This window comes from Polaribacter sejongensis (assembly GCF_038024065.1).
Classification (GTDB): Bacteria; Bacteroidota; Bacteroidia; order Flavobacteriales; family Flavobacteriaceae; genus Polaribacter; species Polaribacter sejongensis.
Map to the genome: position 1 here is coordinate 4062711 of NZ_CP150667.1, position 26477 is coordinate 4089187.

Here is a 26477-nt window from a genome sequence, read left to right on the forward strand (position 1 = left end):
TAGGTAATGAAACAGGTTCTTTTTTATTTGGTTTTATTTTTATCGGCAAATATAGTTCAAGCTCAATCTTTAGAAACAGCAGCGAATTCTAAAATTAAAATTTTAGAAAAATTAGTTAAAAAGGCAGAGAAAAAAAACATTGATGTTTTAAAAGAAAAAACGACCATTAGAACTGCAGAAATATTTTTAAAATATGCCAATTGGGATGATAAAAATGTAAAGATAAATGAGTCTTTGTATAAACTAGTTCCTTCTTTTAAAAATCAAGCGGTTAAAATGGCAGAAGATTTACCAAATTTTGAAAGAAAGGAAGTGAATTTAATGTTAGATAAAGCAATATCAGAAATTGAATCTTTACTAGACAAAAAGACGTTTAGAAAAGCCAGTCCGAAAGTAGATTGGACAAAAGTTACTGTAGAAAATGACCAGTTAACGTTTAATAATCGACCTGTTTTTTTAGCGGATTATACTTGGAAACCTAAAACTAAAGAGCTTACTGAGTTTCATGGAAATCAAGATAGTTTCTTTATAACACCTTCGTTTGTTTCAAAAGAAGATGGAACGATAAATAAAAAAAGAATGGACTTATTGAACGAAAAAACGGATGGTTCTTTAGGTTTTATTTTTATGAATCATAAAGGTGTTCCAAAATGGGCAGAAGAAAAATACGGTCCAAATTTTTCTATGAGAGAAGATACCTATACAGCGTATGATATAGACAATCCTGGGGCCAGAGAAATTCAAACAAAATTATTAGAAGCTTTTGTACCAAAAATAGCAGGTAAAAAGTTTAGTCAGTTAGGGTATATGTTGGTTAACGAGCCTCATTTTTATACTTATACCGATGCTAAAAAGAAAAAATTACCATGGGCTTCTGGTGGTGTTTCTCAATTTACAATTGAAAAGTTTAAAGTTTGGTTATCAAAAAAACATCAAAATATAGCTGCTTTAAATACAGTTTGGAACACCAATTTTAAAGATTTTAATAATGTACAAATTGATATTCCTATTGATATCAGTTTAAAAGGATCTCCGATTTGGTATGATTGGGCTGCTTTTAATATGGATAGAGTTACAGATTGGTATGCCTTCTTAAAAACAGAAATAACAAAACACGATGCAGATGCAAAAGTGCATTTAAAAATTATGCCAAATCTTTGGACGAAAAACCAAAGAGTGCATGGAATAGATTTAGAAGCGTTAACAGATTTAAGCGGAATAATTGGTAACGATTCTGGTGCCGATCACACCTATACTTGGGGGAAACCTCATGAATGGCAAAAACATTATGCTTTTGAATGGAGAGAGTTGTGTATGGGATATGATTTTATGAAATCTGTAAGTCCTAATAAAATTAACTTTAATTCTGAGTTACATTATTTATCAACTGTTAGGTCTCGTAAATTAGATTTAGCCCCCAATTACGCAAGAGCTAGTTTTTGGTTGGCGCATTCTTACGGAATGACTGCAAGCCAGATTTGGTATTGGCCAAGAAACGCAGATGGCTCCATTTCTAACAAAGCAAAAAAAGATAAAGGGTATGCGGGTTCTAACAATCAACAACCAAGAGTAACTAATGAAGTTGCCATGACTTTAATAGATTTGAATGCCAATTCAGAGGAAATAATGGCAATTCAAAGAGATAGAAAACCAATCCGTTTGTTTTATTCTAAAACGTCTGCTATTAATAAAAAAGTACATATGGATGATCTTTATCGTTTGTATGAAGGTTTAAATTTTGAAGGAATTCCGTTAGGATTTGTAACTGAAAATATCATTAAAAAACAGAATAATAAAAATTGGGATGTTGTTGCTGTGTATAATACTCCTTTTGTTACCAAAGAAGAATTAAACGCCTTACAATCATATTTGAATAATGGAGGAACTATAATTATTGATGACATTAGTTTAGTGAAAAACGAATACGGAAACGAATTAATTGCTTTAACGAAAGGGAAAGGAACTATTATTAGATTGAATTCGGTTGCTAAAATTAGAAACGAAGTTTTATCACTCTTAAAAGAAAAAAATCTGCTTTCTGATATTTCTATTGAAGAAACAAATACAGCAGATAGAAAAGGATGTATTTGGAGAGTTGTAAAAAACAATGCTGGTAATAATGTATTGTCTATTGTAAATGTTGGTAAAAGAGACGCTTCACTAAAAATTTCATTAAAAGGTAATGAAAATATCATTTGTAAAGATTTAATAAAAGGAATCTCAGTTTCATCAACACCTATTTTAAAACCAAATGAGGTATATTTTGTTGAGTTAACACCTAAAAAATAATTTACTTTTTAGTTGATTCTTGCTAAGTCTTCTTTTTTGACTTTGTAGATTAAAGGTTGAAGAAAAAGAACTTGAAAAATAGAACATACCTAGAAGGTTTTGAAACCTTGCAGGTAAAGAAAAATAATTTTATGAAATTATCTAAAATCTTATTAGTAGTATTAATAACCGTGTTTTTTTCTTGTAAAACAGCCTTAATTTCTCAAGAGAAGAAAGAGGTTCAAGTTGTTTTATTAGCAGGTCAGTCTAATATGGCCGGTGGTGGTAATTATGATAATTTAGAGGATTATATCAAAGAAAGAATTGAAAAGGTTGCAGATAGGGTTTTTATAAGTCAGTCTAATACAGACCAAATACTATTGTCTTGGTACAAAAATAAACCAAGTGAAAAATACGATTTCACAAAACGTTTTGGTCCGGAATTAATGATTGGTTTAACCTTGGCAGAAAAATATCCTAACAAAGAATTTTTGTTGATAAAACACGCTAAAGGCGGAACTGCTTTATATGGAGCTTGGAACCCAGATTGGACTTTAGATAAAGCGAAAGAAATAGAAAAAGGAGCGAAAAAACAAAGCTGGAATTTAGTTGAACAACACATTAATTTAATCAATGAGAACTTAGCTATTTTAAAGAAAAAAGGAAAGTCTTATAAAATTATTGGGTTTGCCTGGATGCAAGGAGAAAATGATGCTACTTTAGAAAAAGCAGCAAATAGTTACGCAGATAATTTAGAAAAATTAATAAAAAAGTACAGAACGACTTTTAATGTAGAAGAAATGCCGTTTGTTTTTGGTCAGATTAACTCTAGATACGGAATTAAAAACGGAGCAAAAATGGTTAGAGAACAGATGGAAAAAGTGCGATCTGCAGTAAAAAATGTGCGTTTAGTTAAAACAAGTACAGACACAAGTTGGTCAGATTTTCCTAAGCATACAGACAATGTACACTACAATGCGGAGGGACAAAAAAGGTTAGGTGTACAATTGGCACAAGAATTAATAGATTTTCTAAAATAGGTTTATGAATAAGTTATTACTGAGTTTTTTGACTTGCCTTATGATTTCTTCGATAACTTTTTCTCAAGAAGAAATTCATGTTGTTTTGTTGGCAGGACAATCTAATATGGCAGGTCGTGGTGTTTCTAAAGAATTAGATGCTGCTCTTATAAAAAGAATTCAAGATGTTTCTGATAGAGTTTTAATCTCAACATCAGATATAGAAAAAAAGAAGCCAGAACCGTTATCCACTTTTAAGAAGAGTTTTGGTCCAGAATTAATGGTGGGGTTAACTTTAGCAGAAGCAAATCCAGAACAACATTATTTATTGATTAAAAAAGCTGTTGGAGGAACTTCTTTGTACGGTGCTTGGAGCACAGAATGGACAAAAGAAAAAGCAATGGTTGCAGAACGAGGAGAAGAAAGACAGAATTTAAAATTATATTCTCAACATATTAAAAATATTCATTACAATTTAGAAGAATTAAAAGCAGAAAATAAAACCTTTAAAATCTTGGGTTTACTTTGGATGCAAGGAGAGAGTGATACCAATAAAGCCATTACAGCAACTTCTTATCAAAACAATATTCAGAATTTGATAAATGGGTATAGAAGTGAATTAAAAATAAAAGATTTACCAGTTGTAATAGGACAAGTAAATGTGTTGCCAAGAAAATATAAAATTGGCCCAACACAAGTTAGAGATGCAATGTTATCTGTTGCTAATTCTGATAAGAATATAGGAATTATAGAAACATCCACAGATAAAAATTGGTCAGATTTCCCGAAACATTCAGACAATTTACATTACAATACCATAGGGCAAAAAAGATTAGGCATTGCCTTTGCCAAAGAATTAATAAAACTTTTAAATAAATAACAAAATGAAAAAACAGTATTCTTATTTCGCAGTTAGAATTTTATGTGTTTTAATGTTAGCTACTGCTTTTGTAGCTTGTAATCAAAAAGAAAAAGCAACAAAACAAACAAAAGAAACAGTAAAAAAGCCTAATATTTTATGGGTTGTAGCAGAAGATTTATCCCCATTTATGGGCGCTTATGGAGATTCTATAAACAAAGGGCACACACCGGTAATCGATAAATTAGCATCAGAAGGCATTTTATTTAAAAGAGCCTATGCAACCGCACCGGTTTGTTCTGCAGCAAGATCTGCATTAATAACAGGTGTGTATCAAACCACAACGGGTACGCATAATCATAGATCTAGTAGGTTTACAGATGGTGAAATTGTACCAGAAGAATTAAGAATACACTTGCCAGAAGGAATGAAAACGATTCCGGAATTGATGAAAGAAGCTGGTTATTTTACGTTTAATAGTGGTAAAGACGATTATAATTTTGATTACGATAGAAGAGCTTTGTATGATGTTGGAACCAAAGAAGATTATAAAGCAGGTATGAATGGTTGGCAAGGAAATCATGCTATAGACTTTATGACTGTAAAAGAGTATGTGTGGAATGCTAGAAAAGATAAAAATCAACCTTGGTTTGGACAAGTTCAAATTATGGGAGGTAAAAAGGATGCAAAATATGTAAGAGAAGGAGAGGAATTGGCTGCAAACGATGTGCCTTTACCTCCGTATTTTCCAAATATTCCATCACAAAGAGAAGCTTGGACAACACATTACAATGCAAACAGAGGTTCTGATGTTACTTTAGAAAAAGTAATAAAGCAATTAGAAGCAGATGGCGAGTTAGAAAATACCATCATCTTTTTCTTCTCAGACCATGGTAGTCCAACTTCGTTAAGACATAAACAATTTTGTTATGAAGGTGGATTGTTGGTGCCTTTAATTATTAAAGGTGATAATCCTGTTTTAAAAGCCGGAACAGTAAGAAATGATTTGGTTTCTTTGCTAGATGTTTCTGCAACTACATTAGCGCTAGGTAACGCTAAAATGCCTTCTTATTTGGTGGGGCAAGATTTATTTTCGAATGATTATCAAGAAAAAGAATATGTAATTGGAGCAAGAGATAGATGTGATTATACAATTGATAAAATTAGAACCGTAGTTTCTGAAGAGTACAGATATATTAAAAATTATTTTCCTGAAAGACCAATGATGCAAGCTGGTTATAGAGATAATAAAAAGATTGTAACAGATTTTAGAAAATTGCATGAGGAAGGTAAATTAACACCGTATCAAGAGCAACATTGGTTTGGGGTTCGTCCTGTAGAAGAATTGTATGATTTGAAAAAAGATCCGAATCAAATGAATAATTTAGCATTGAATACTGAGTATTCAGAAGTTTTATTAAAGCACAGAAATGTTTTAGAAAACTGGATTAAAGAAACAGGAGATAAAGGTCAGTTTCCTGAAGATGCTAAACAACTAGAAGCAACGTACAATATGTGGAAAGACAGACCTCGCTTTAAAAATGCCAAAATAAACCCAGAATACGATCAGTTTAAAAAGTAGTAAAAACTACACATAAAGACATATTATAAACCTTAGAATACAAACAACCTATAAGTTTAAAGTTTCTTTGTTTAAAAATAAAAAAAAATGAAATCTATATTTATCAAAGGTGTAATAACGCTCTTTTTTGTTTCAATTACATTTTCAAGTTTTGCTCAAAATGATGCTTCAAAACCAAATGTTTTATTCATTATGGTTGATGATTTAAATGATTGGGTGGGCGCTTTTGGAGGAAATCCGCAAACAAAAACACCAAATATAGATGCACTTGCAGATAAAAGCACCATTTTTAAAAATGCCTATTGTTCTGCTCCTTTGTGTAATCCTTCTAGAGCAAGTATCATGTCTGGTTATAGACCTTCTACAACAGGTGTTTATGGTAATTCAGAGCATTTTAGAGATGTAAAAGGATTTGAGAATACAGTAACCATTCCTCAGTATTTCGAGAAAAATGGATATAAAACAGCTGCTGCTGGAAAAATATTTCATAGTCCAAGAGGAAATGGGAAAAAACCAAGACCCGGTAGTGACCCTGGATCTTTTCAACAAGAAAGAAAAGGTGGTTTAGGAGGTGCTTTTCCGGATGATAAAGACAAACAATCTCACGGATTAAATTTGAAAAAATACGGAGTAAAAGGTTCTTTTTTACATTCTTTTGATTGGTTTCCTGTAGATGTAACTTTAGAAGAAAATAATGATTTTGAATCTGCGGATTATGCAGCTAAATTTTTAGAAGAAAAGCACGATAAACCTTTCTTTTTAGCTTGCGGAATTTTTAGACCGCATTTGCCTTGGTTTGCCCCGAAGGAATTTTTTGACATGTATAACTTAGAAGACATAAAGTTACCAGAAACGTTAAAAAATGATTTAGATGATGTTGGTAAAATGGGACAAAATATGGCTAAAAGAGGCGTTCATAAATCTGTTGTAGAACATGGGAAATGGAAAGAAGCGGTAAGAGCATATATGGCTAATATTTCTTTTGCTGATGCTTGTGTAGGACATTTATTAAACGGATTAAAAGAAAGTAAATACGCAGATAATACCATTATCGTTTTAATGGGAGATCATGGTTGGCATTTAGGTGAAAAAGAGCATTGGTCTAAAAATGTATTGTGGGAACGTTCTGCAAAAACACCTTTGTTAATTTTTGACCCAAGAGGAGATGGGAAACCAAAAGTAAGTACTTCTTTAGTTTCTTTATTAGATGTCTATCCAACGTTAGTGGAAATGGCAAACCTTCCTATAAATAAAGAGTTAGAAGGAAAAAGCATCTATGATTTAGTAAAAAATCCTACGAACGTAGTTAAAGAATATGTGTTGACTTCTAAAGACAAAGGAATTCATTCTTTAAGAAATAAAGATTATAGATATACCGTATATTCAGATGGTTTTGAGGAATTGTATGATCATAGAATAGACCCAAACGAGTGGACAAACATTGCTAAAAACTCTTCTAATAAAGAGATTTTGAATGTATTTAGAAAAGAATTGAAAAGTATCTTGAAATAAAAATTTAATTAAGAATAATATGACGTTTCGCTTAAAACACCTTTATGCATCAATAATCATAATTCCTTTTTTTATTTCATGCAATAGTGTAAAAAAAGAAGTTTCTAAGGATGTTAAAAAACCAAATATCATATTTGTTTTGGTGGATGATTTAGGCTACGCAGATGTTGGTTTTAATGGTTCAACCTATTTTGAAACTCCGAATATAGATGCGCTTGCAAAAGAAAGTTTGGTGTTAGATAATGCCTATATGTATCCTACATGTTCGCCTTCTAGAACTGCAATTTTTACGGGAAAACAATCTTTTAGAACCGGAGTTTATACAGTACCTGTTTTAGAAAAAGGAGACGATCAAGAAAATATTTTTTCTAGATGGACTGTGGGTAAAGAGCATCCTATTTATGCAGAACCTTTGGCTAAAGTAGGTTACAAATCTATCCACTTGGGTAAATGGCATATTGTTGGCCCTTATCCTAAGAAAGAATTGGCAATGGAATATCCGCTTAAAGAAAAATTAAAACAGCCAAATCCAGGTGATTATTCTTGGGTAGCAGCTCATAAAAAGCCAGATATTCAACAATATTATCCGGAAGGAAGAGGTTTTGTAAAAAATGTTGGAGGAACTTTTAGAGGAGATCCTGCTTTAGAAGAAGGTGGATATAAAAGTGCTGCAGGTGGTTATTGGGCACCGTTTAGCAATCCGTTTATAGAGAAAAAACCGACGGATAATTGGCTAACAGATCGTTTAACAGATGATGCTATTGAGTTTATGGCTGAACATAAAAACGAAACTTTTTTAATCAATTTAAATTATTATGCGGTTCACAGACCTATAAAATATAGAAGTAAAGAATTGTATCAAAAATACTTTGATAAAGAAGGAGATTCTGTTACCGGTCAAGGATTACATGCTAATAAAAAGAAGCACGAATATTTTGCAAGTTATGCAACGATGGTGGAATCTGTAGATGATAATATCAAAAGAATTACAGATTATTTAGACGCTAATAACTTAAGAGAAAATACGGTAATTATTTTCACGTCAGACAATGGTTATCATAGTATGGCAAGTGCTAATGATTTAATGCGTGGCTCAAAAGGGCATATTTACGAAGGCGGAATTAAAGTGCCGATGTTTGTAAACTGGCCCAATAAAGTAACGCCTAGAAGGAGTGAAGTTGCTGTAAGTGGTTTAGATGTTTTTCCTACGTTGATGAATTTAGCAAATATTACTGATTTTAAAGGAACTTTAGATGGGAATTCTATTACAGATTTATTTTCTTCGGATGATAAAAAGTTATCAGAAAGACCATTGTTTTGGCATTTAGCAAGTCGTTTTAAACACGGAACTTGTTCTGTTATAAGAAAAGGAGATTATAAGTTAATTCAGTTTTTGGCTGATGGAAAACTAGAATTATACAACTTAAAAGCGGACCCTAAAGAATCTAAGAATTTATCCAATATAGAAGTAGAAACCACAGAAAGCTTATTAAAAGAATTGGTTTCTTGGAGAAAAGACAACAAAGTTCCTTTACCACCAAATTCAATATTAGAGTTTTAAGTCCTTTTATTTTTAAGTCTAATTAATATTCTTTATCAATGAAAATAAATTCACTTTTTAGTTTCGCAATAAGTTTTTTGTTATCAACTCAATTGTTTGCTTTTCAGTCTAAGGATTTTTCAACAAAAACTAATAATATTAGAAATTCGGTTGTTGGAGAAATTAATCATAAACCCATTTTATTTGTATCAGAGTTAAGTGAAAGTTTAGCTGCTTATTCTTTAGAAGGAAAAGAACTTTGGAACTATAAAATAGACCAACCTTCGGTGATTTTTGAAATTATTGCAGAAGATATTAATAATGATGACAATGATGATTTATTAGCTGTTGCTGGTAACGGAATAGTGTATTGTATTGATAGTAATGGTAGCTTACTATGGCAATTTACTCCAGATCATAAAGTACGTTTGTCAGAAATTGCTGTGGTAAAAAATGGTGATAAAATTCAAATTTTTGCAGGTGGAAATGATTATCAATTGTATGAAATAGATACAAACGGTAAACAAGTTTCATCAACCAAAATAGCAGGAGTTGTTAGAAAAATTGAAACGGGAGTTTTTACAGATTCTGGGAAACAATCACTTTTTTTAATGACCTATTCTCATGATAAATTCCGTTGGGAATTTATGGGGATTTTAGATGCTGATTCTAAACAAGTTTTAAAGGAAGTTAGTATTAAAAAGAAAGAATTAAAAGCGTTAACCAAAACGATGGTTACAGATATTGCGATAGCCGACATCAATAATGATAAAAAAGATGATATTTTATTTTTTGCCGATAATAGTTTTAAACCTTTCTTTTCTGCTTTAGATGCTGACTTTAATGTTTTAGCGGAATATGCAGGTAATAAAAAGCAGGTGCAACGTTATGCACATTCTCAAGGAAGTTTTTTGGCAAGTAGAAACGAAATTATGTTTCAACACGGCGGTGTTTTAATTGTTTTAGACACAAAAGGAAAGTTACTAAATACAGGTGGAGAAAGATATGGAAAGGGTGTTTATAGTGATTTTGTTTATGAACCTAAATCAAACCAATTAATAGGAGCCGGAACTGTAGATGGTGGAAATAATGTAGATTTTTTTAACTTATCAAAAGATAACTGGTACAAAACTACGCATAAAAAACAAGGTAGAATGTTAGCTGTGGAGCAAAATCTAACAAAACTATACAACCAAATCTTAGAGTATAAAACACCTAGTTATCAGAAGAAATCGAACAAAGATTTTGTGATGATTACAAAAAATGGAGCTTCTGATAAAGTGGAAAAGTTAGACGGAGGAAACGTGAAATTTGTGATTCAGAAATCGCCTAAAGAAGCTACAGATAGAACGTATTTAGTAAACAAAATTGGTGAATCGGCTTTAAAAAAAGACAAACGAGGAAAGTACCAAGATTCTAGAGAACAAATTATTCAAATGGCTAGAGATTACGAAGCAGAAGGGCAACCTTTTACTTTTTGGGCAGGTCATGGTAATGATCCTTTTTACATTCAAATAGAAACTTTAGAACAAATTTTAGAAGTTGCTCCAAACACTTGCTATGGATTTGTATATGCAGAAATGGATAATGTAGAAGACCCGAGAGTGCAATATTTTGTAAAAGAATATTTACCAAGATTGGCGAAAGCAATCAGAAAAAAAAACAGAGCAAAACTCTATTTTAGATATAAAAATATGTTTTGGGCTGCAACTACACATTTACCACTTTGGAAAGATGTTTTTTTATCAGGAAAATACAGCGATTTTTTAGTGCCTGCATCTGAAGATACCAGCAATAGAACTCAAGATTTAAACTTGGCGGGACGAATTGGAATGAAATCTGGCGGTTATATTAATGATTTTGCCATGCGTTTGATTGATGATAATCCTACAAGTTGGAGACCTCTAACTCCTGGAGGTCAAAATTCAGTTTCGCCTTATTTAAGACAAGGAGTTATGATGGCTGCTTACGGTGCGCGTTACGGTATTGTTTCTACTTCTGGTTTTGTAGAAGAACCGGGTTTAGATATTCTATTTGCAATGATGAAATCTGGCGTTTTACCAGTGGTAGAAAACGAAGATATTTTATCTATAGGTTCTTGGCATTTAATAAAAGATGTAGATGAAAAATTGATTCATACGGTAGATAATCATCATAATATAAAACAATATAAAAAAGACGATGAGAATGCTATTTTTTCTTTAGCACAAATGCATTGGGCAGGAACAAATATACCAGATAATGATTTCTCTAAAATCGCTTTGGGTGTAAAATACAGATGGTTGAACTATATGCCAGAAATTCCTAATGGAATGGTCGCAATTGCGCCGATAGAAAGTGCCAAAGAATTATCAGAAAAGAACATTCCTTTTAGTATCAGTAATTCGAAGCAAGGGTTTTCTAATAATGAATTTGTATCCGCTAAAAAATATGCTTCAGAATTAAAAAAGATTGTAGAAATGGGTGCAAAACGGTTACCTATTTTGGTAAAAGGTGCTGCTTGGTCTGCTATTAAAATTGATGAAAACCATACAAGAATCATTTTAATGGATTCCGGATATATTGAACCTCAAGAAAGGGATGTAACCATTGTATTTCAACATAGAAAACCAAAATCTGTACAAGATATTTTAAGTAAAGAAAATTTAATAGTTTCTAAAAGTCAAATGGATGTAAAAGTACCGGCGGGTTCTTTAAGATTTATTGATGTAACGTATTAATTATTAAAAAAAGCAGCAACAGTATTTAACTAATAACAAAATCAAACGAAATAACATGAAAATTAAAAACCAATTACTGTTTTCTGTAGTTTGTGTTTTCTCTATAATGAGTTGCACAAGTCAGAAAAAAGTTACCAATCAAGCTAAAGAGGAGGTTGTTTTAAATACAAATGAAAAGCCAAATTTAATTATCATTCATACGGATGAGCATAATTTTAGAACCATTAGTGCGTATCAAAAATTATTACCAGAAGCACAAGCTTTTGTTTGGGGAAAAGGAAACAACTCTAAAACTCCGTATATAGATAAATTGGCAGAAGAAGGAGCTATTGCAACAAGCTATTATGCAGCTTCTCCAGTTTGTACGCCATCTAGAGCTTCTTTGGTTACAGGTTTGCATCCAGGAGCTACTGGTGCTCCAAAAAACGGAATGCATATTAGTGAAGATGTACCCACTTTTGCAACCATTTTAAGAGACCAAGGCTATGCAACTTCTTATGTTGGTAAATGGCATTTAGCGGGGCATGAAAAATATGCTTTTGGTATTAAATACAAAGCTGGTTTTGATGATAATCGATATATGATGAAAGGTGGACATGCACCTTATTTTCATATAAAAGGAGATAAATTTAAAGGGATTAATGAGAATAATGCAGCGAAACTTCCAAAAGAAGAAGTTGTTCATTCAACTGATTATTTTACGGATAAAACCTTAGAAATTTTAGAAAGAGATAAAAATAAACCTTTTGCGTTAATGCTTTCTATTCCAGATCCGCATACGCCAGATTACGCAAAGCCTCCATACAATACCATGTATGAAGATTTAAATATTGAAGCACCAAAAACAATGGCACCAGAATACACTGCCATAAAGCCTTCTTGGGCTGGTGGCGGTAAACCAGACAATAACGAAGCTTTTGGTAAAAAGGCTTTTGAAAATGAAAAAAATGCGTTGAAACAGTATTTCGGAATGGTGAGTCATATTGATGATTCTGTAGGTAGAATTCTACAGTTTTTAGAAGATAATCACCTTACAGAAAATACCATTGTTATTTTTACTTCAGATCATGGAGATATGTTTTTTGAACACAACAGACGTAACAAAGGTGTACCTTATGAAGGTTCTGCAAGAATTCCTTTTTTAATTCGTTATCCAAACAAAATTCCTTCAGGGAAAGTAATCAATACAGCTTATACAAATGTAGATTTTACACCCACTATTTTAAGTTTGATGAATGTTAAAACGGATGCTAAATTTCAAGGTTTAGATACTTCAGACGATTTTACAAACAATAAAAAAGTAGTAAATAGTGATAGGATTACGTATTTCGCCAAGTCTGGCGGATGGTGGGTTTCTGCAGTAAGTGATAGATATAAATTGGTAATTGATAAAAAAGAAAAACCATATTTATTCGATTTACAAAAAGATCCGGATGAGTTGATTAATTTTTACCACGATGCAGCATATGCAGGTATTGCAAAAATGATGCAAGCAGAATTGTTTAAGCAAATGAAAATGTATGATGAACCTGGTTTAAAATTAGGACAGAAATATATTACGGAGTAATGCCGTTTTAAGATAAAATTAGATTGGATTTGGATAAAATGTTTAGGCGTATTTATTCAAATCCTTTTTATGTTTATAAGACCAAATAATTGCCTTTAAATATTAGATATCCTAATGTAATTTTTTGATTAAGGTTTGAATTACAGCTAAAAAACACTCATTATTATGAATACAAAGTCTTCTATAGTTTTTTTATTAATCTTAATTTCTCAAATTTCTTTTTCTCAAAACGATTGGGAAAACGAATTGATGTTTGAACAAAATAAATTACGATCAAGAGTACCGAGTTATTCTTTTACCAATCATGCGGATGCTTTAGAAGGAAATAGAGACAAGTCTAGAATGCAATCTTTAAACGGAACGTGGAAGTTTAATTTTGTAGAGAAATCTCAAAACAGACCAACAGATTTTATCAATAAAGATTTTAATGGTGAAAATTGGAGCGATATTGCTGTGCCATCAAATTGGGAATTACAAGGTTTCGGACAACCAATTTATACCAATATAATTTATCCTTTTACTCCCGATATTAAAAATGGAGGAAAAAGAAATTTTAATTATATGGGACCACATCCACCACAATTTCCTTTTGTCGAGAAATATCGAGACAATCCTGTTGGAAGTTATTACAGAGATTTTACCATTCCGGATGATTGGCAGGATCAATCTGTTATTTTACATTTTGGTGGTGTTTCATCAGCATTTTATGTTTGGGTAAATGGCAAAAAAGTAGGCTATAGCCAAGGTAGTAGATTGGCTGCAGAATTTGATATTACAGAATTTTTATCAGAAGGAAAAAACAGGGTTGCAATTCAGGTTTTTAGATGGAGTGATGGTAGTTATTTAGAAGACCAAGATATGTGGCGTTTAAGCGGAATTCATAGAGAAGTACTCCTTTTAGCACAACCTAAAATAGCTTTAAATGACTTTTTTGTAAGAACAAAGTTCGATGATAAATTGGAAAATGCAAAATTAGAAGTTCGTCCGCATTTATGGATGAAAGGAGATGAAGATAACTTAGAAGGGTATACCATTTCAGCTGATTTGTATGATGCTGAAAATAAAAAAGTAACCCAAAAAACAATGTCTTGCAATATAGAAGATGTTTTTTTTGAAAGATGGCCACAAAGAGATATTACCAAGTTTGCATTTTTAGAAGCAAACATTAAAAATCCAATAAAATGGTCATCAGAAAACCCATATTTATACACATTGGTTTTTGACGTAAAAGATGCATCAGGTGAAATTTTGGAATCTCGGAGTCAGAAAGTTGGTTTTAGACAAATAGGTTTTAGTGCAGAAAACGAGCTGCTTATCAACGGAAAAGCAACAAAAATAAAAGGTGTTAACAGGCACGATCATCATCCTGTAAGAGGAAAAGCATTAACAAGAAAAGATTTAGAAGATGATGTTAAGTTGTTGAAGAAATTCAATTTTAATGCCGTAAGAACATCACACTATCCGAATGATCCTTATTTCTATGAATTGTGTGACAAATACGGAATTTATGTGATGGATGAAGCGAATGTAGAAACGCATCATTTAGGCAGTTACGCACCACAACAACCTAGTTTGGCAATTCCTATTTTAAGTAGAATTATGAGAATGATTGATAGAGATAAAAATCACGCTTCCATTATTTCTTGGTCTATGGGTAATGAAGCAGGGACAGGACCAGCTTTTGCTGCTGCTGCAAGTTGGGTAAAAGATTATGATCCGTCACGATTTATACATTATGAAGGAGCACAAGGAAACCCAAATCATCCAGATTATAAAGAAGGAGAAGAAGGACAGAAGTTGTTTAGAGGACCAGCACACGCAAATCCTGATGATCCTAAATATGTAGATGTTTTAAGTAGAATGTATCCAGAGATTTATCAGCTAAAAGCAATGTCTGAAAGCAAATATATAGACAGACCCATTATTATGTGCGAATATGCGCATGCAATGGGGAACTCCATTGGTGGTTTGGGTGAATATTGGGATTTAATCAACTCTAAAAAGAATTTAATAGGAGGTTTTATTTGGGATATGATAGACCAAGGTTTGGTTAAAAAGGACAAAAACGGAAATGATTTTTATGCGTATGGTGGAGATTTTGAAGATTATCCGAATGATAAAAATTTCTGTATAAATGGTGTTTTTTCTGCGGATAGAAAACCAAATCCACATGCTTGGGAAGTAAAATACATTCATCAACCATTTAATTTTAAGGTTGTTGCTATTGAAAGTGGAGTAGTTTTAGCAATAAATCATTTAAATGAAACCAATTTAAATAAATACAATGTAAAATGGACCTTATCTGAAAATGGAAAAGAGATTCAGTCTGGACTTTTACAAAATGTGGATGTAAAAGCAAGTTCATCATCAAAAATAAATATTCCATTTAAAAAAGTGCGTTTTAAAGATGAAAATGAATATTGGTTAAAAATTTCAGTGCAAGAAAAACAAGCTACTTTTTGGGCAGAAAAAGGATTTGAAGTTGCAAAAGAACAATTATTAGTTAGAGAAAAATCATCAGAAAATAATTTGAGTTCAGCATCAAACTCTAAATTAGAAGTCGTAGAAAATAATACTGAAATTTCTGTTTCAAGTGGGAAATATGTTGCTAAAGTTTCTAAAAAATCAGGAGAATTAACTTCATTCATCAAAAATGATAAAGAACAAATTCTATCACCTTTAAAACCTAACTTTTTTAGACCACCAATAGATAACGATTTACGTGGAGCAAGTAGTGGTGATTTTAAAAAATCTAGAAAATATTGGGAGTTTTTAAATGATAAATTAGAAACGAGATCGGTAAAAGTAATTTCAGATAAAAACAATGAAACCAAAGTTGTCGTTGAGAAAACTTACAAAGATGAGGTACAACTTAATTTTATTTATACTTTTTTAAGTGATGGTAGAATTGTTGTTAAAATGGATTTAGATGCGAATGAAAACTTACCTGGTTTGGTGAAATTTGGAGTTACTTTAGGAGTTTCTAAAGACTATAAAACAACTACTTTCTACGGAAAAGGGCCTAATGAAAATTACATCGACAGAAAACGAGGTACAGAAGTAGATGAATTCACGTTTAAAACCGATGATTTATTTACAATCTATGTTTTTCCGCAAGAAAACGGAAACCGTTCTGATATAAGATGGTTGCAATTATCAGAAAATAAAAAGAACACTTTAAAGATAGAAGGTTCACCAAAATTCGGATTTTCAATTTGGCCATATTCGTCAGAAAATATTCAGAATGCCAAACATCCTTATGATCTTGAAAAACAAGGTTTTTATACGTTGAATTTACATTTACTGCAAATGAGTGTAAATGGAACGTTGTCTGAAACTTTACCAAAATATGTAGTTCCTTCAAAAAAATATGAGTTTGAATTTATAATTAATACCAAAAATTAAAACATTTAAGAGAAAACAATTTAAGTATTGTTTTCTCTTAAATGTTTTATAAATAGAAGTTTATACTAAAGAAGACAATCTTTATACGCATAAATACAGTATAAAAACATTATGTGCTTAGGTTTACATTAAGAAATTAAAATTATATTTTTATGAAGAACTTTATCACTTTTATGTTTGTGTTATTTTTAGGATTCACTTCTAGTGCACAAAACGAAACCATAAATGTTGCAGATTTTGGTATTAAACCAGGTAAAGATGTTACGTTAGAGCTGTATCAATTAATAGACTCTTTAGAAGGAAAGAAAAACATCACGTTATTTTTTCCAAAAGGGCAATATGAATTTTATCCAGAGAATGCTTTCGAGGTTTATAGAGCAGTTACAAACCACGATAATAGTTTAAAGAAAATAGCTTTTCCAATTTTTAATTTCGATGGTTTTACGTTAGATGGAAACGGCTCTACGTTTATGTTTCATGGTAAAATTGTACCAATTACGGTAGAAGGGTCTAGAAATACTACCTTAAAAAACTTTACGATAGACTGGGAAAAATCTTTTGTAAATGAGTTAACGGTAACAGAAAATAATAAAGAAGAAAAATCTTTTACAGTTGATGTTGCCAATGAAAAATTTGGTTTTGAGGTTAAGAATAATCAAATATTATTTAACCATTATGATTGGCAAGATGAAATTGGTCAGAATATGGCTTTCGATCCTGCTACAAGATCTCCTATTTGGCAGACAAAAAATTATTATTTAAAACCACAATCTCATAAAACAGCAAAGATTGTTAAGATTGATTATAAAACGGCAAAGTTTATAGATTATACTAAAAGTTTACCTCCAGTAGGAACTGTATTTGCAACGTATGGCAATAGTCCGGGAGCAAATAGATTTGCACCTGGTATTCATTTATCAAACTCTAAAGACAACGTTTTAAATAATATTACTGTTTTAGCAGCAGGAGGAATGGCGTTAATTGCAGAAAGATGTGAAAACATTTCTTTAGACACATTTATAGTTACTTCTAGAGATGATAGAACAATTTCTACAAGAGCAGATGCTACTCACTTTTTAGGATGTAAAGGAACCATTAAGTTAGAAAACTGTTTGTTAGAACATATGTTAGATGATGGTATAAATGTTCATGGGGCTTATGTAAAAGTTGAAAAGTATTTGGGTAACAGTACCTTTTTATGTGAAACAAGTCATGTGCAACAATGGGGCTTCATTTTCGGTGAAAAAGGAGATGAATTAATGCTCATGTCAAGAGAAACAATTCTGCCAATTTTTAAAACTAAAATAAAAGAAGTTAAAGTTTTAAATGAAAGAAGAATGTTAATTACGGTGGCAGAAGTTCCTGCAAAAATGCCAGAAGGAAAACTTTCTTTAGAAAACCTTACTTGGTATCCAGATGTATATATGAATAAAAATATCATTAGAGAAAATAGAGCAAGAGGAGCACTAATTACTACAAAAGGAAAAGTGATTATAGAAAATAATTATTTTTCATCTCAAATGCATGGTATTTTAATTGAAGGTGATAATAACAAATGGTATGAGTCTGGTGGAGTAGAAGATGTTGTAATTAGAAACAATACTTTTAATACGATTGGTTATGGTAACGGCGAGTCTTATCCATTATTGGCTGCCCCATTATTTACGGAAGATCAAAGAATAGGTGATGATAAATTTCATAGAAATATAGATTTTAGTAACAATATTATTAAAAGTTTTAATGGTCATTTAGTAGATGCTTTTTCTGTAAAAGGATTAAAAGTTACTGGAAATATTATAGAGTTGACTAATGATTATCCTACGGGATCTACTTTACCAGCAATACATTTAGATTTTTGTGAAGATGTAATCATTGAAAAAAATCAATTTAAAAACTTCAATTTCCCTATTAAAATAGAAGTCAAAGAAAATGTTAATTCGATAAAAATAAAACGAAATAAAGGAGTCAAATAATTCTAAAATTGAATTTTATGAAAATTTCAAAGGATAGATTTTTATCTTGGTGCTGCCTTCTTTTTATAAGCTTTGTATTTGCTCAAAATCCTCTAGATAGAGCACTTCCTGCAGATAGTTATTTTTACAACCCTAGTATTAATACTGCAAATCAATTGAGTTTTCCTAATGGAGCTAGTTCAACCGCTGCTTTACAAAGCATGATAAATAGTTTGTCTAATGCTGGCGGAGGAGTTTTAACCATAAATGCAGGCACGTATACTTTAGGTCAGATTCATATAAAAACAGGAGTTCATATTCGTGTGCATCCAGATGTTATTTTTAAAACATCTCCTATGAATGCACTGTTTAGAGTTGGTTATGATAATAATTTTGAAAATGTTTCTAATTGGAGTTTTCAAAGTACAAATGGAGAGAAATTCACATTTGATTTTTCTGGTATGCAAACTAATGACGGCATAAGAGCTTTTCAATTAGGAAATACAACTAATTTTAGGTTAGCAGATTTTGTAGTTTTAGATAATTATACAAAATTTAATGCAGTTTCATCTGGAGCTGTTGGAAATACAAATGAACCAGCAAAGTTTGCATCATTTGGAATTATAGAAAATTTAGATATTAAAAAAGCACATTATGGTTATGGTTTAACCCAAAACCAAGTAATACAAAACATGTTATTTAGAAATCTATCTGGAGAAGGTGGTGTTACTTTACGATTAGAATCTGGTTATAGTGGTTTTGCAGATTTGTATGTAACAGATAAAACGGCAATAATTGATAATGTTTACGGACGAAAGATTTCTTGTACAAACGGAGCACATGCAGTTATGATGTCTCCACATAGCATAACGCAAGGAATGGTAGATGTTAGAGATATTTCTGGAGTAAGTTGTGAAGCTGTGGTTTCTATTAATTTTGGTTTTTTATCAAAAGATAAAGGGCAATCGGATGCCGATGGAAATGCTATAAATGGTCATAGTTCAGGAACTTTTTCAGAAGAGTCTGTCATTGCCAATGTTTCTGCCACTTATGGTGTAAATGCACAAGTAAGAGCAGCACGTTTAAGACACATTCCGTGTGCATTAAGAAACTACATTAGTTCGGATAAAAACTTAGACGACGAATCTTATCAAGCGCCAGCTTTGGCACCTGTTTATTATTTGGCTTTAAAAGAGTATGTTTCTAAAGGAAATCCTGCAGGAAGATATCAAATTGTTTTAGACAATGTTACGCATACAGGGTTTTCATCCGAAGTTAGGGCAGATGGTTTAATTACCGATGGAGGAGAAAACGATTTTGAAGGTTGTGATATTGATGGTTCTCCAATTTGGATTACTGGTGAAGATAAAAATACTCCAAACCCTTTACAAACATCTACAGTAGCAGAAACATTAAATACCCATAAAGAATTGATGAATGATGTTGTTATTTATCAATTAGAAAATCAACAAGTTTTAAGGGTGAAAAGTGATTTTAATGCGAAGATTAAGATCTATAATTTAATAGGTCAATTGGTTAAAAATGTTGTTAAAAATAACAATGAAATAAGTATAGATACTTCTCAATTATCAGAAAGTGTTTATATAATTCGTATTGAATCAGAAAATAAAATAATAACTAAAAAAATAATTATTAAATAAACTAAAAGATGAATTTATTTGTAAAACATAGTGCATTTATGGTTTCTGTATTTATTTCTTGTGCTTTATTATCTTGTAAAGTGAATAAGCAAAAGAATGCAGGAGAGCCTACAACTACATACACATATAAAAAACCAAACATTGTTTTATTATTTGTTGATGATTATGGTTGGTCTGATATTGGATATCGAAATTCTACTTTTAATACGCCAAACTTAAATCAATTTAAAAAAGAAAGTTTAGATTTTACACGAGCATACATTCCAACACCAACTTGTAGTCCGAGTAGAGTTTCTTTGCTTACGGGTAAAGAATCTGCAAGGTTAGAAATGTCTAGACACGTACCGGAAGAAGAGTTGTTTATCAACGAGAAGTATAATTTATGGCCTACTGATCCTGTACAAAGACCTTCTATAAATTATTTGCCTTTAGAGGAAGTTACTTATGCAGAAGAACTAAAAAAGCACGGATATTACAATTATTTTATTGGTAAATGGCATGTTGGTCATGTAGGGAGATATCCTATAGATCAAGGTTTTGATGCTGAGTTTGGTACCACAGATAACGGTCATCCGAAGAGTTATTATTTTCCATTCTTTAAAAGTGGAGATCCAAGAAACTTTATGAAAGATTATAAAGAAGGCGATTATTTAACGGATGTTTTAACGGATGGAGCGGTAGATTTTATTGAAAATTACGATAAAACAGCTCCTTTTATGTTGTCTTTCTGGTATTATTCTGTTCATGGACCTTCTGTTGGAAGAAAAGATTTATTAAAAAAGTATCAAGATGCCGGTTTAGAAGGTAAATACGCACATCATGCAGCTATGGTAGAAGCAATGGATGCATCTGTAGGACGTGTAAGAAAAGCAATCAAAGAAAAAGGAATTGAAGATAATACGGTAATTATTGTGTTATCAGATCAAGGTGGTGCGTATACAAACGCACCATTAAGTGGAGGTAAAAAAGGAGGTAATACGTTAGGTGAAGGTGGTGCTAGAGTACCGTTGTTAATTTCGTATCCAGGAGTAACCAAATCAAATACAGAAACCGATATTCCTGTGCAATCTATAGATATTTACCCAACATTAGTAGAGTTAGCTTCTGGTAAAAAGTACCAAAACGATGCGATACAGGGAGTTAGTTTACTACCTCTTTTAAAAGGGAATAAAATAGCAAAGCGTAACTTATATTTCTTGAGAAGTTATGAAGATCAATATGCTGCAGTAATTTCTGGTGATTGGAAATTGATCAAATACCACTCAGGTAAATTTCAATTATTTAATGTAACAGAAGACATTAGTGAGCAGCATGATTTAATTGGTACAGGTTTAAAAATTGAAGCTACTTTAAAGGAAGATATCCGAAATTGGGAACGTGATTTTGTACCTGCTTATAAGTAATTTACCATTTAAAGTTAGTCTTAATAAATAAATATTTAACTTTTTATTTATTTTAAATAGTTGTTTTGTAGGTGTTTACTTCATTTTTGTATCTCGATTTACTAAGAAGCACATTTAATTTACTAACGTCTACAAATGAACTTCTTAAAAATATTAATTTTATTACGCAGTAAAGATTAACTATGATTTAAGAGATGTTTAACCTTTAATTAACAGTTCTAAAATTTCAATTCTAATGAAATAAAAAAGATAATTAAAAGTACAAAACACAAAAAACTAATTTGAATAAAAACGAATAAAACTCAACTTATGAAATTAAACTTTTTATTAAAAAACAAAATATTAGCATACAGCCTACTAAGCTTATTTGCTATTTTATGCTGTAGTTTTGATGCGTATGCACAAAAAGCAGCAGTAAAGGGTGTTATTACAGATCAATTTGGTACACCTTTGCCTGGTGTAAGTGTATTAGAGAAAGGTACCACAAACGGTACAACAACTGATTTTGATGGTGTTTATGCTATTTCTGTATCTGACCAAAAAGCTTTTTTAACTTTTTCTTATATAGGATACGCTACAAAAGAAGTTCAAGTAAACAATCAAACAAACATTAATGTTGCTCTAGAAGAAGAGGTAGGGCAATTAGATGAGATTGTTTTAGTTGGGTATGGTAGTGTAAAAAAATCTGATGTAACAGGTTCTGTATCTTCAGTAAGTGCAGAAGAGCTTACTAAAACTCAAAGTACTTCTATAGCACAAGCAATTCAGGGTAGAGCTCCAGGGGTTTCAGTAACCAAAAGTTCTGGACAACCAGGTTCTACACCAACGGTAAGAATTAGAGGTGTTGGTACAGTTAATAATGCAGACCCATTATATATTGTAGATGGAGTGCCTGTTAATGACATTACCAATGTAAATATGGATGATGCAGAAACGGTTCAAGTATTAAAAGATGCATCAGCAACTGCTATTTATGGTTCTAGAGGTGCTAACGGAGTAGTGTTAATTACTACAAAGGTAGGAAGTAAAAATATATCTACGATTTCTTACAAAACCTACACAGGTATTGAAAATAGAATTGATAATCTAGACGTGATGAATGCGGAGCAATGGGCAACTCTTTACAACGAAGGAAAAGTAAATGATGGAGCTACTCCAGAAGCTGCTTTTGCAGATCCATCATCATTAGAGTCTTATAATTGGAAAGATGCTGTTTATAGAACAGGTACTATTGTAAGCCATCAATTATCTTTATCTGGTGGAGGAGAAAAAACATCTTATTATGTTTCTTTTGGTAAATTAAAACAGAAAGGAATTGTAAGCAATACGTCTTTTGATAGAACAAACTTTAGAGTAAATAGTACGTATCAAATAAAACCTCAAATTAGAGTAGGGCAAAATATACAGTATTCAAAATCAAGCTCTAATGCTGTAGCTTCTTTTGGGGGGAATTCTAATAATAAAACAGCTTTTATTGGATTTGTTGTAGACCCAGTCTCTCCAATTTACAATACAGATGGTTCACCTGCAAGACCTTTATATTCTACAGAGATTAGAAACCCTGTGGGTTTAACATTGTATGAACAAACACCTTTAACAAAAGAAAGTTTTTTAGGAAACGTTTTTGTAGAGGCTGATCTTATGAAAGGTTTAAAGTTTAAATCTAATTATGGTTTAGAAGTTAATAACAGAAAGATGGACAACTTTCAATCTGAATACTTCATCTCGGCAGAACAAAATAGACCAGAAAATATTTATAGTTTATTAAGATCAGAGAATAGAGTAAGTGTTTGGTCTAATACGTTAAGCTATAATACTACAATTAAAGAAAAGCATAGTATTAGCGCCTTGTTAGGACATGAAACTCAACAATTAGATTTTAATAATGTTTTAGCGAGTAGAAGTGCAATTCCAGAGGGAATCGAGAATCCTACATTGGGTTCAGGAGCTATAGATTCATCAACAAATAATGGTACTATTTCTAGCTCATCATTATTGTCTTATTTTGGTAGACTAAATTATAATTATGATGATCGATATTTATTTACAGGTACTTATAGGATTGATGGTTCTTCTAGATTTGGAGACAACAATAGATTTGCTCAATTTCCATCTCTAGCCTTAGCATGGAATATTCATAATGAAAAGTTTTATAATATTGATGTCATTAATCAATTCAAATTCCGTGTTGGTTGGGGAGAAACAGGAAACCAAAACATCCCTAATTCTGCAATATTTAGTACGTTAAGCACTAGTGAAAATTATTTATTAGGTAATGATGAAACAACGGTAGTTGGTTTAGCGCCATTAAGCCCTGGTAATCCAGATTTAAAATGGGAAACAACAACTACTTCAAACGTAGGTTTAGATTTAGGTTTGTTACATAATGCACTTACATTTACGGCAGATTATTTTATAAAAACAACTTCTAATATGTTGTTAGAATCTCCAATTTTACAGACTTCTGGTTATCAATCACCTCCAACAATAAATGCAGGAGAGATTGAAAATAAAGGACTAGAATTCTCATTAAATTATAAGAAAAGAATGAATGATTTTTTCTTTAGTGTGGGAGGTAATATTGCTTTTATAGACAATACAGTACTTAGTTTAGCAACAAAAGGGAGTGTTATTAGCACAGGAGCTACTGGTAACGGTTATACTGGTATTAGTAGAACTGAAGCAGGTAGACCTATCGCTTCTTTTTACGGATTAGAAGCAATTGGAATTTTTCAAAATCAAGATGAAATAGACAACAATGCTAGTTTAAATGGAAATAAACCTGGAGATGTTAGGTACAAAGATTTAAATGAGGATGGTTCAATTAACGATGATGATAGAACTTTTATAGGTTCTCCATTACCAGATTTTACTTACGGAATTAATCTTGATATGACATATAAGCAATTTGATATGACAATGTTTTTTCAAGGAGTACAAGGGAATAAAATTTTTAATGCTACCTCATATTTGCTTGATGGAAAGTTAGACTCTAATCTAAATACTGAATATTTAGGAAGATGGACTGGAGAAGGTACTACTAATTCTATACCTAGAGCTACATTTGATGGGTTTGCTAATAACAGCAAGCAGTCTAGTAGATTTGTTGAAGATGGATCTTACTTAAGACTTAAAAATGTACAAATAGGGTATAATTTTTCAAAAGACGTTTTAAGTAAAACATTTATTTCAAAAGCTAGAATTTATGTAGCGGGTCAAAATTTATTTACCATAACAGACTATAGTGGGTTAGATCCAGAACTGGGTGTAGATGAAACTCAAAACGATGGTAGTAGAACATCTTTAGATATAGGAATTGACAGAGGTAGATACCCATCTACAAGATCATTTTCTTTAGGACTAGATATTAACTTTTAAAAAGCATTCATTATGAAATTATATAATAATATTAAGACATATATAAAGTACAGTTTACTAGTTGTAATAATTACAATGGTTTCTTGTTCAGACAACTTAGATTCTAAATCTTTTGGAGAACCTGTTTTAGAAGATTTCTATACCAATCCAGTACAAGCAGAGCAAGCTTTAATAGCAACATACTCCTCTTTAAGAGAATTGTACGGTACTAATTTTTGGGCAGTAATGGGAACCGATATGGTTTTTGGAGAAATAGGTACAGACGACTTTATTAAAGGAGGACGTACTGCCGAAAATAATGCACCATTATTTGAAAGAGATAAATGGGCAATTTCTACAACAAACCCTATAATGGCTGAACTATGGAAAGTGAGCTATAAAGGTATTTTATATGCAAATTTGGTGATTGAAAATGTGCCCAATATTACTTTTGATGATACTGAAAGGAAAAAGGAAATTTTAGCAGAAGCTCATTTTTTACGTGCTTTCTATTATCTAAACTTAGTAAAATCTTTTGGAGGAGTACCAATTATAGATAGACCTTTAGGTATTGGAGAGTATAATGTACCAAGAGCAACAAAAGAAGCTTCTTACACTTTTATTGAAGATGATTTAAAAATTGCAATAGCAGATTTACCTTCAAGATTAAGTCAAGGTTCTGATTATACAGGTCGTGCAGATAAAGGAGCTGCTTTAGGAATGATGATGAGAGTTTCTTTATATCAAAATAAAATGAGCCAAGTAGAAACGTACGGAAATCAACTATTTGCTTTAGGTTTTGAATTAACACCAGATTATTCTACTATTTTTGAACCAGAAGGAGAGTGGAATTCTGGTTCTCTTTTTGAAATTAGCTTTCTTTCAGATGCAACTGCATCAGGTAGTGGAATACCGCAACGTGTAAGTCCAAACAGTAATAAAGGAGGTGGTTTTGTGCAAGCAAGAGATGGTTTAAGAAATGAGTATGAGGCAAACGATCCTAGATTAGATGCTACTTTATATTTTAGTGATGCTACTTACGGTACCGATTGGTATGTAAGAAAATATGCTTGGGCTCCTTATACTAAATATGAAATACCAACAACAAGTAGAAGTAAAAATAGCTCTAATAATGTTCGTATTATTAGACTTGCAGATGCGTATTTAATGTATGCAGAAGCTATTTATAGCACAAACCCTGCAGAGGCAATTAAGTATGTTAACAAAGTTAGAACTAGAGCAAGAGGTACTGCTTTACCTACTGTAGTTCCAGATTTACTAGGTACATTATCAGGTCAACCTTTATTAGATGCTATTTATCATGAAAGACGTGTAGAGTTGGCTGGAGAAGGTTTTCGTTTTCACGATTTAGTAAGAACTGGTAGAGCAGAAGCTTTATTAAGTCCTTATGGGTTTGTAGAAGGCAAGCATGAGGTAATGCCAATACCTTTAGATCAAGTTACGTTGTCTGAAGGTGTTCTAGAACAGAATAATTACTAGTTAGATGATCTTTTTTTTTATATGTTATTTTAAATTAGGTTGAAGCTGTTTCCTAAACTCTTCTCAATAATTATGATAAATAACAATAGTAAAAAGACAAAAAACTAATTTGAATAAAAACGAATAAAAATC

The 26477-nt window shown here is 31.6% G+C and carries 14 protein-coding genes; all 14 read left to right on the top strand.

Annotated elements, in window-relative coordinates; all coding sequences use genetic code 11:
* The first annotated feature begins 6 nt into the window (after nt 1-6).
* The 14 genes from WHD08_RS16765 (at nt 7) to WHD08_RS16830 (ending at nt 26345) form a co-directional block, all read left to right on the top strand.
* Nucleotides 7-2289 carry a beta-galactosidase gene (locus tag WHD08_RS16765; RefSeq protein WP_208889983.1) on the top strand — a complete coding sequence of 761 codons (2283 nt, stop codon included), beginning with the start codon at nt 7-9 and terminating at the stop codon, nt 2287-2289.
* A 131-nt stretch (nt 2290-2420) separates the two neighbouring features.
* Nucleotides 2421-3308: a sialate O-acetylesterase gene (locus tag WHD08_RS16770; protein WP_208889982.1), complete on the top strand. Its 888-nt coding sequence runs from the start codon at nt 2421-2423 to the stop codon at nt 3306-3308.
* Between the two features lie 40 nt (nt 3309-3348).
* Nucleotides 3349-4167 carry a sialate O-acetylesterase gene (locus tag WHD08_RS16775; protein ID WP_208889981.1) on the top strand — a complete coding sequence of 273 codons (819 nt, stop codon included), beginning with the start codon at nt 3349-3351 and terminating at the stop codon, nt 4165-4167.
* Nucleotides 4168-4171: 4 nt separating this feature from the next.
* Nucleotides 4172-5728, top strand: a complete 1557-nt coding sequence (locus tag WHD08_RS16780; RefSeq protein ID WP_208889980.1) for a sulfatase family protein — start codon at nt 4172-4174, stop codon at nt 5726-5728.
* Nucleotides 5729-5815: 87 nt separating this feature from the next.
* Nucleotides 5816-7240 carry a sulfatase gene (locus tag WHD08_RS16785; protein ID WP_208889979.1) on the top strand — a complete coding sequence of 475 codons (1425 nt, stop codon included), beginning with the start codon at nt 5816-5818 and terminating at the stop codon, nt 7238-7240.
* Between the two features lie 19 nt (nt 7241-7259).
* A complete protein-coding gene (locus tag WHD08_RS16790) occupies nt 7260-8801 on the top strand; it encodes a sulfatase (protein WP_208889978.1) in 1542 nt (513 codons plus the stop codon).
* A 38-nt stretch (nt 8802-8839) separates the two neighbouring features.
* Nucleotides 8840-11500, top strand: coding sequence for a hypothetical protein (locus WHD08_RS16795; protein ID WP_208889977.1), 2661 nt, complete (start codon nt 8840-8842; stop codon nt 11498-11500).
* Nucleotides 11501-11555: 55 nt separating this feature from the next.
* Nucleotides 11556-13067, top strand: a complete 1512-nt coding sequence (locus tag WHD08_RS16800; RefSeq protein WP_208889976.1) for a sulfatase family protein — start codon at nt 11556-11558, stop codon at nt 13065-13067.
* A 165-nt stretch (nt 13068-13232) separates the two neighbouring features.
* Complete coding sequence (locus WHD08_RS16805; RefSeq protein ID WP_208889975.1) at nt 13233-16472, top strand: glycoside hydrolase family 2 TIM barrel-domain containing protein; 3240 nt, start codon at nt 13233-13235, stop codon at nt 16470-16472.
* A gap of 152 nt (nt 16473-16624) precedes the next feature.
* On the top strand, nt 16625-18445 hold the full coding sequence (locus tag WHD08_RS16810) for an alpha-1,3-galactosidase-related protein (RefSeq protein WP_208889974.1): 1821 nt from the start codon (nt 16625-16627) through the stop codon (nt 18443-18445).
* A 17-nt stretch (nt 18446-18462) separates the two neighbouring features.
* Entirely contained in the window at nt 18463-20085 is a 1623-nt protein-coding gene (locus tag WHD08_RS16815) for a T9SS type A sorting domain-containing protein (RefSeq protein ID WP_208889973.1), read from the top strand.
* 8 nt (nt 20086-20093) lie between these two features.
* Nucleotides 20094-21488, top strand: coding sequence for a sulfatase (locus WHD08_RS16820; RefSeq protein WP_244183288.1), 1395 nt, complete (start codon nt 20094-20096; stop codon nt 21486-21488).
* 309 nt (nt 21489-21797) lie between these two features.
* Entirely contained in the window at nt 21798-24866 is a 3069-nt protein-coding gene (locus tag WHD08_RS16825) for a SusC/RagA family TonB-linked outer membrane protein (RefSeq protein ID WP_208889972.1), read from the top strand.
* A gap of 12 nt (nt 24867-24878) precedes the next feature.
* Entirely contained in the window at nt 24879-26345 is a 1467-nt protein-coding gene (locus tag WHD08_RS16830) for a RagB/SusD family nutrient uptake outer membrane protein (RefSeq protein WP_208889971.1), read from the top strand.
* Nucleotides 26346-26477: the final 132 nt, after the last annotated feature.

What these genes read in the sequence shown, in the direction of transcription:
- WHD08_RS16785 (WP_208889979.1), top strand. Translation starts at nt 5,816, where the DNA reads ATGAAATCTATATTTATCAAAGGTGTAATAACGCTCTTTTTTGTTTCA.
- WHD08_RS16800 (WP_208889976.1), top strand. Translation starts at nt 11,556, where the DNA reads ATGAAAATTAAAAACCAATTACTGTTTTCTGTAGTTTGTGTTTTCTCT.
- WHD08_RS16825 (WP_208889972.1), top strand. Translation starts at nt 21,798, where the DNA reads ATGAAATTAAACTTTTTATTAAAAAACAAAATATTAGCATACAGCCTA.
- WHD08_RS16795 (WP_208889977.1), top strand. Translation starts at nt 8,840, where the DNA reads ATGAAAATAAATTCACTTTTTAGTTTCGCAATAAGTTTTTTGTTATCA.
- WHD08_RS16815 (WP_208889973.1), top strand. Translation starts at nt 18,463, where the DNA reads ATGAAAATTTCAAAGGATAGATTTTTATCTTGGTGCTGCCTTCTTTTT.
- WHD08_RS16775 (WP_208889981.1), top strand. Translation starts at nt 3,349, where the DNA reads ATGATTTCTTCGATAACTTTTTCTCAAGAAGAAATTCATGTTGTTTTG.
- WHD08_RS16805 (WP_208889975.1), top strand. Translation starts at nt 13,233, where the DNA reads ATGAATACAAAGTCTTCTATAGTTTTTTTATTAATCTTAATTTCTCAA.
- WHD08_RS16790 (WP_208889978.1), top strand. Translation starts at nt 7,260, where the DNA reads ATGACGTTTCGCTTAAAACACCTTTATGCATCAATAATCATAATTCCT.
- WHD08_RS16765 (WP_208889983.1), top strand. Translation starts at nt 7, where the DNA reads ATGAAACAGGTTCTTTTTTATTTGGTTTTATTTTTATCGGCAAATATA.
- WHD08_RS16830 (WP_208889971.1), top strand. Translation starts at nt 24,879, where the DNA reads ATGAAATTATATAATAATATTAAGACATATATAAAGTACAGTTTACTA.
- WHD08_RS16780 (WP_208889980.1), top strand. Translation starts at nt 4,172, where the DNA reads ATGAAAAAACAGTATTCTTATTTCGCAGTTAGAATTTTATGTGTTTTA.
- WHD08_RS16820 (WP_244183288.1), top strand. Translation starts at nt 20,094, where the DNA reads ATGAATTTATTTGTAAAACATAGTGCATTTATGGTTTCTGTATTTATT.
- WHD08_RS16770 (WP_208889982.1), top strand. Translation starts at nt 2,421, where the DNA reads ATGAAATTATCTAAAATCTTATTAGTAGTATTAATAACCGTGTTTTTT.
- WHD08_RS16810 (WP_208889974.1), top strand. Translation starts at nt 16,625, where the DNA reads ATGAAGAACTTTATCACTTTTATGTTTGTGTTATTTTTAGGATTCACT.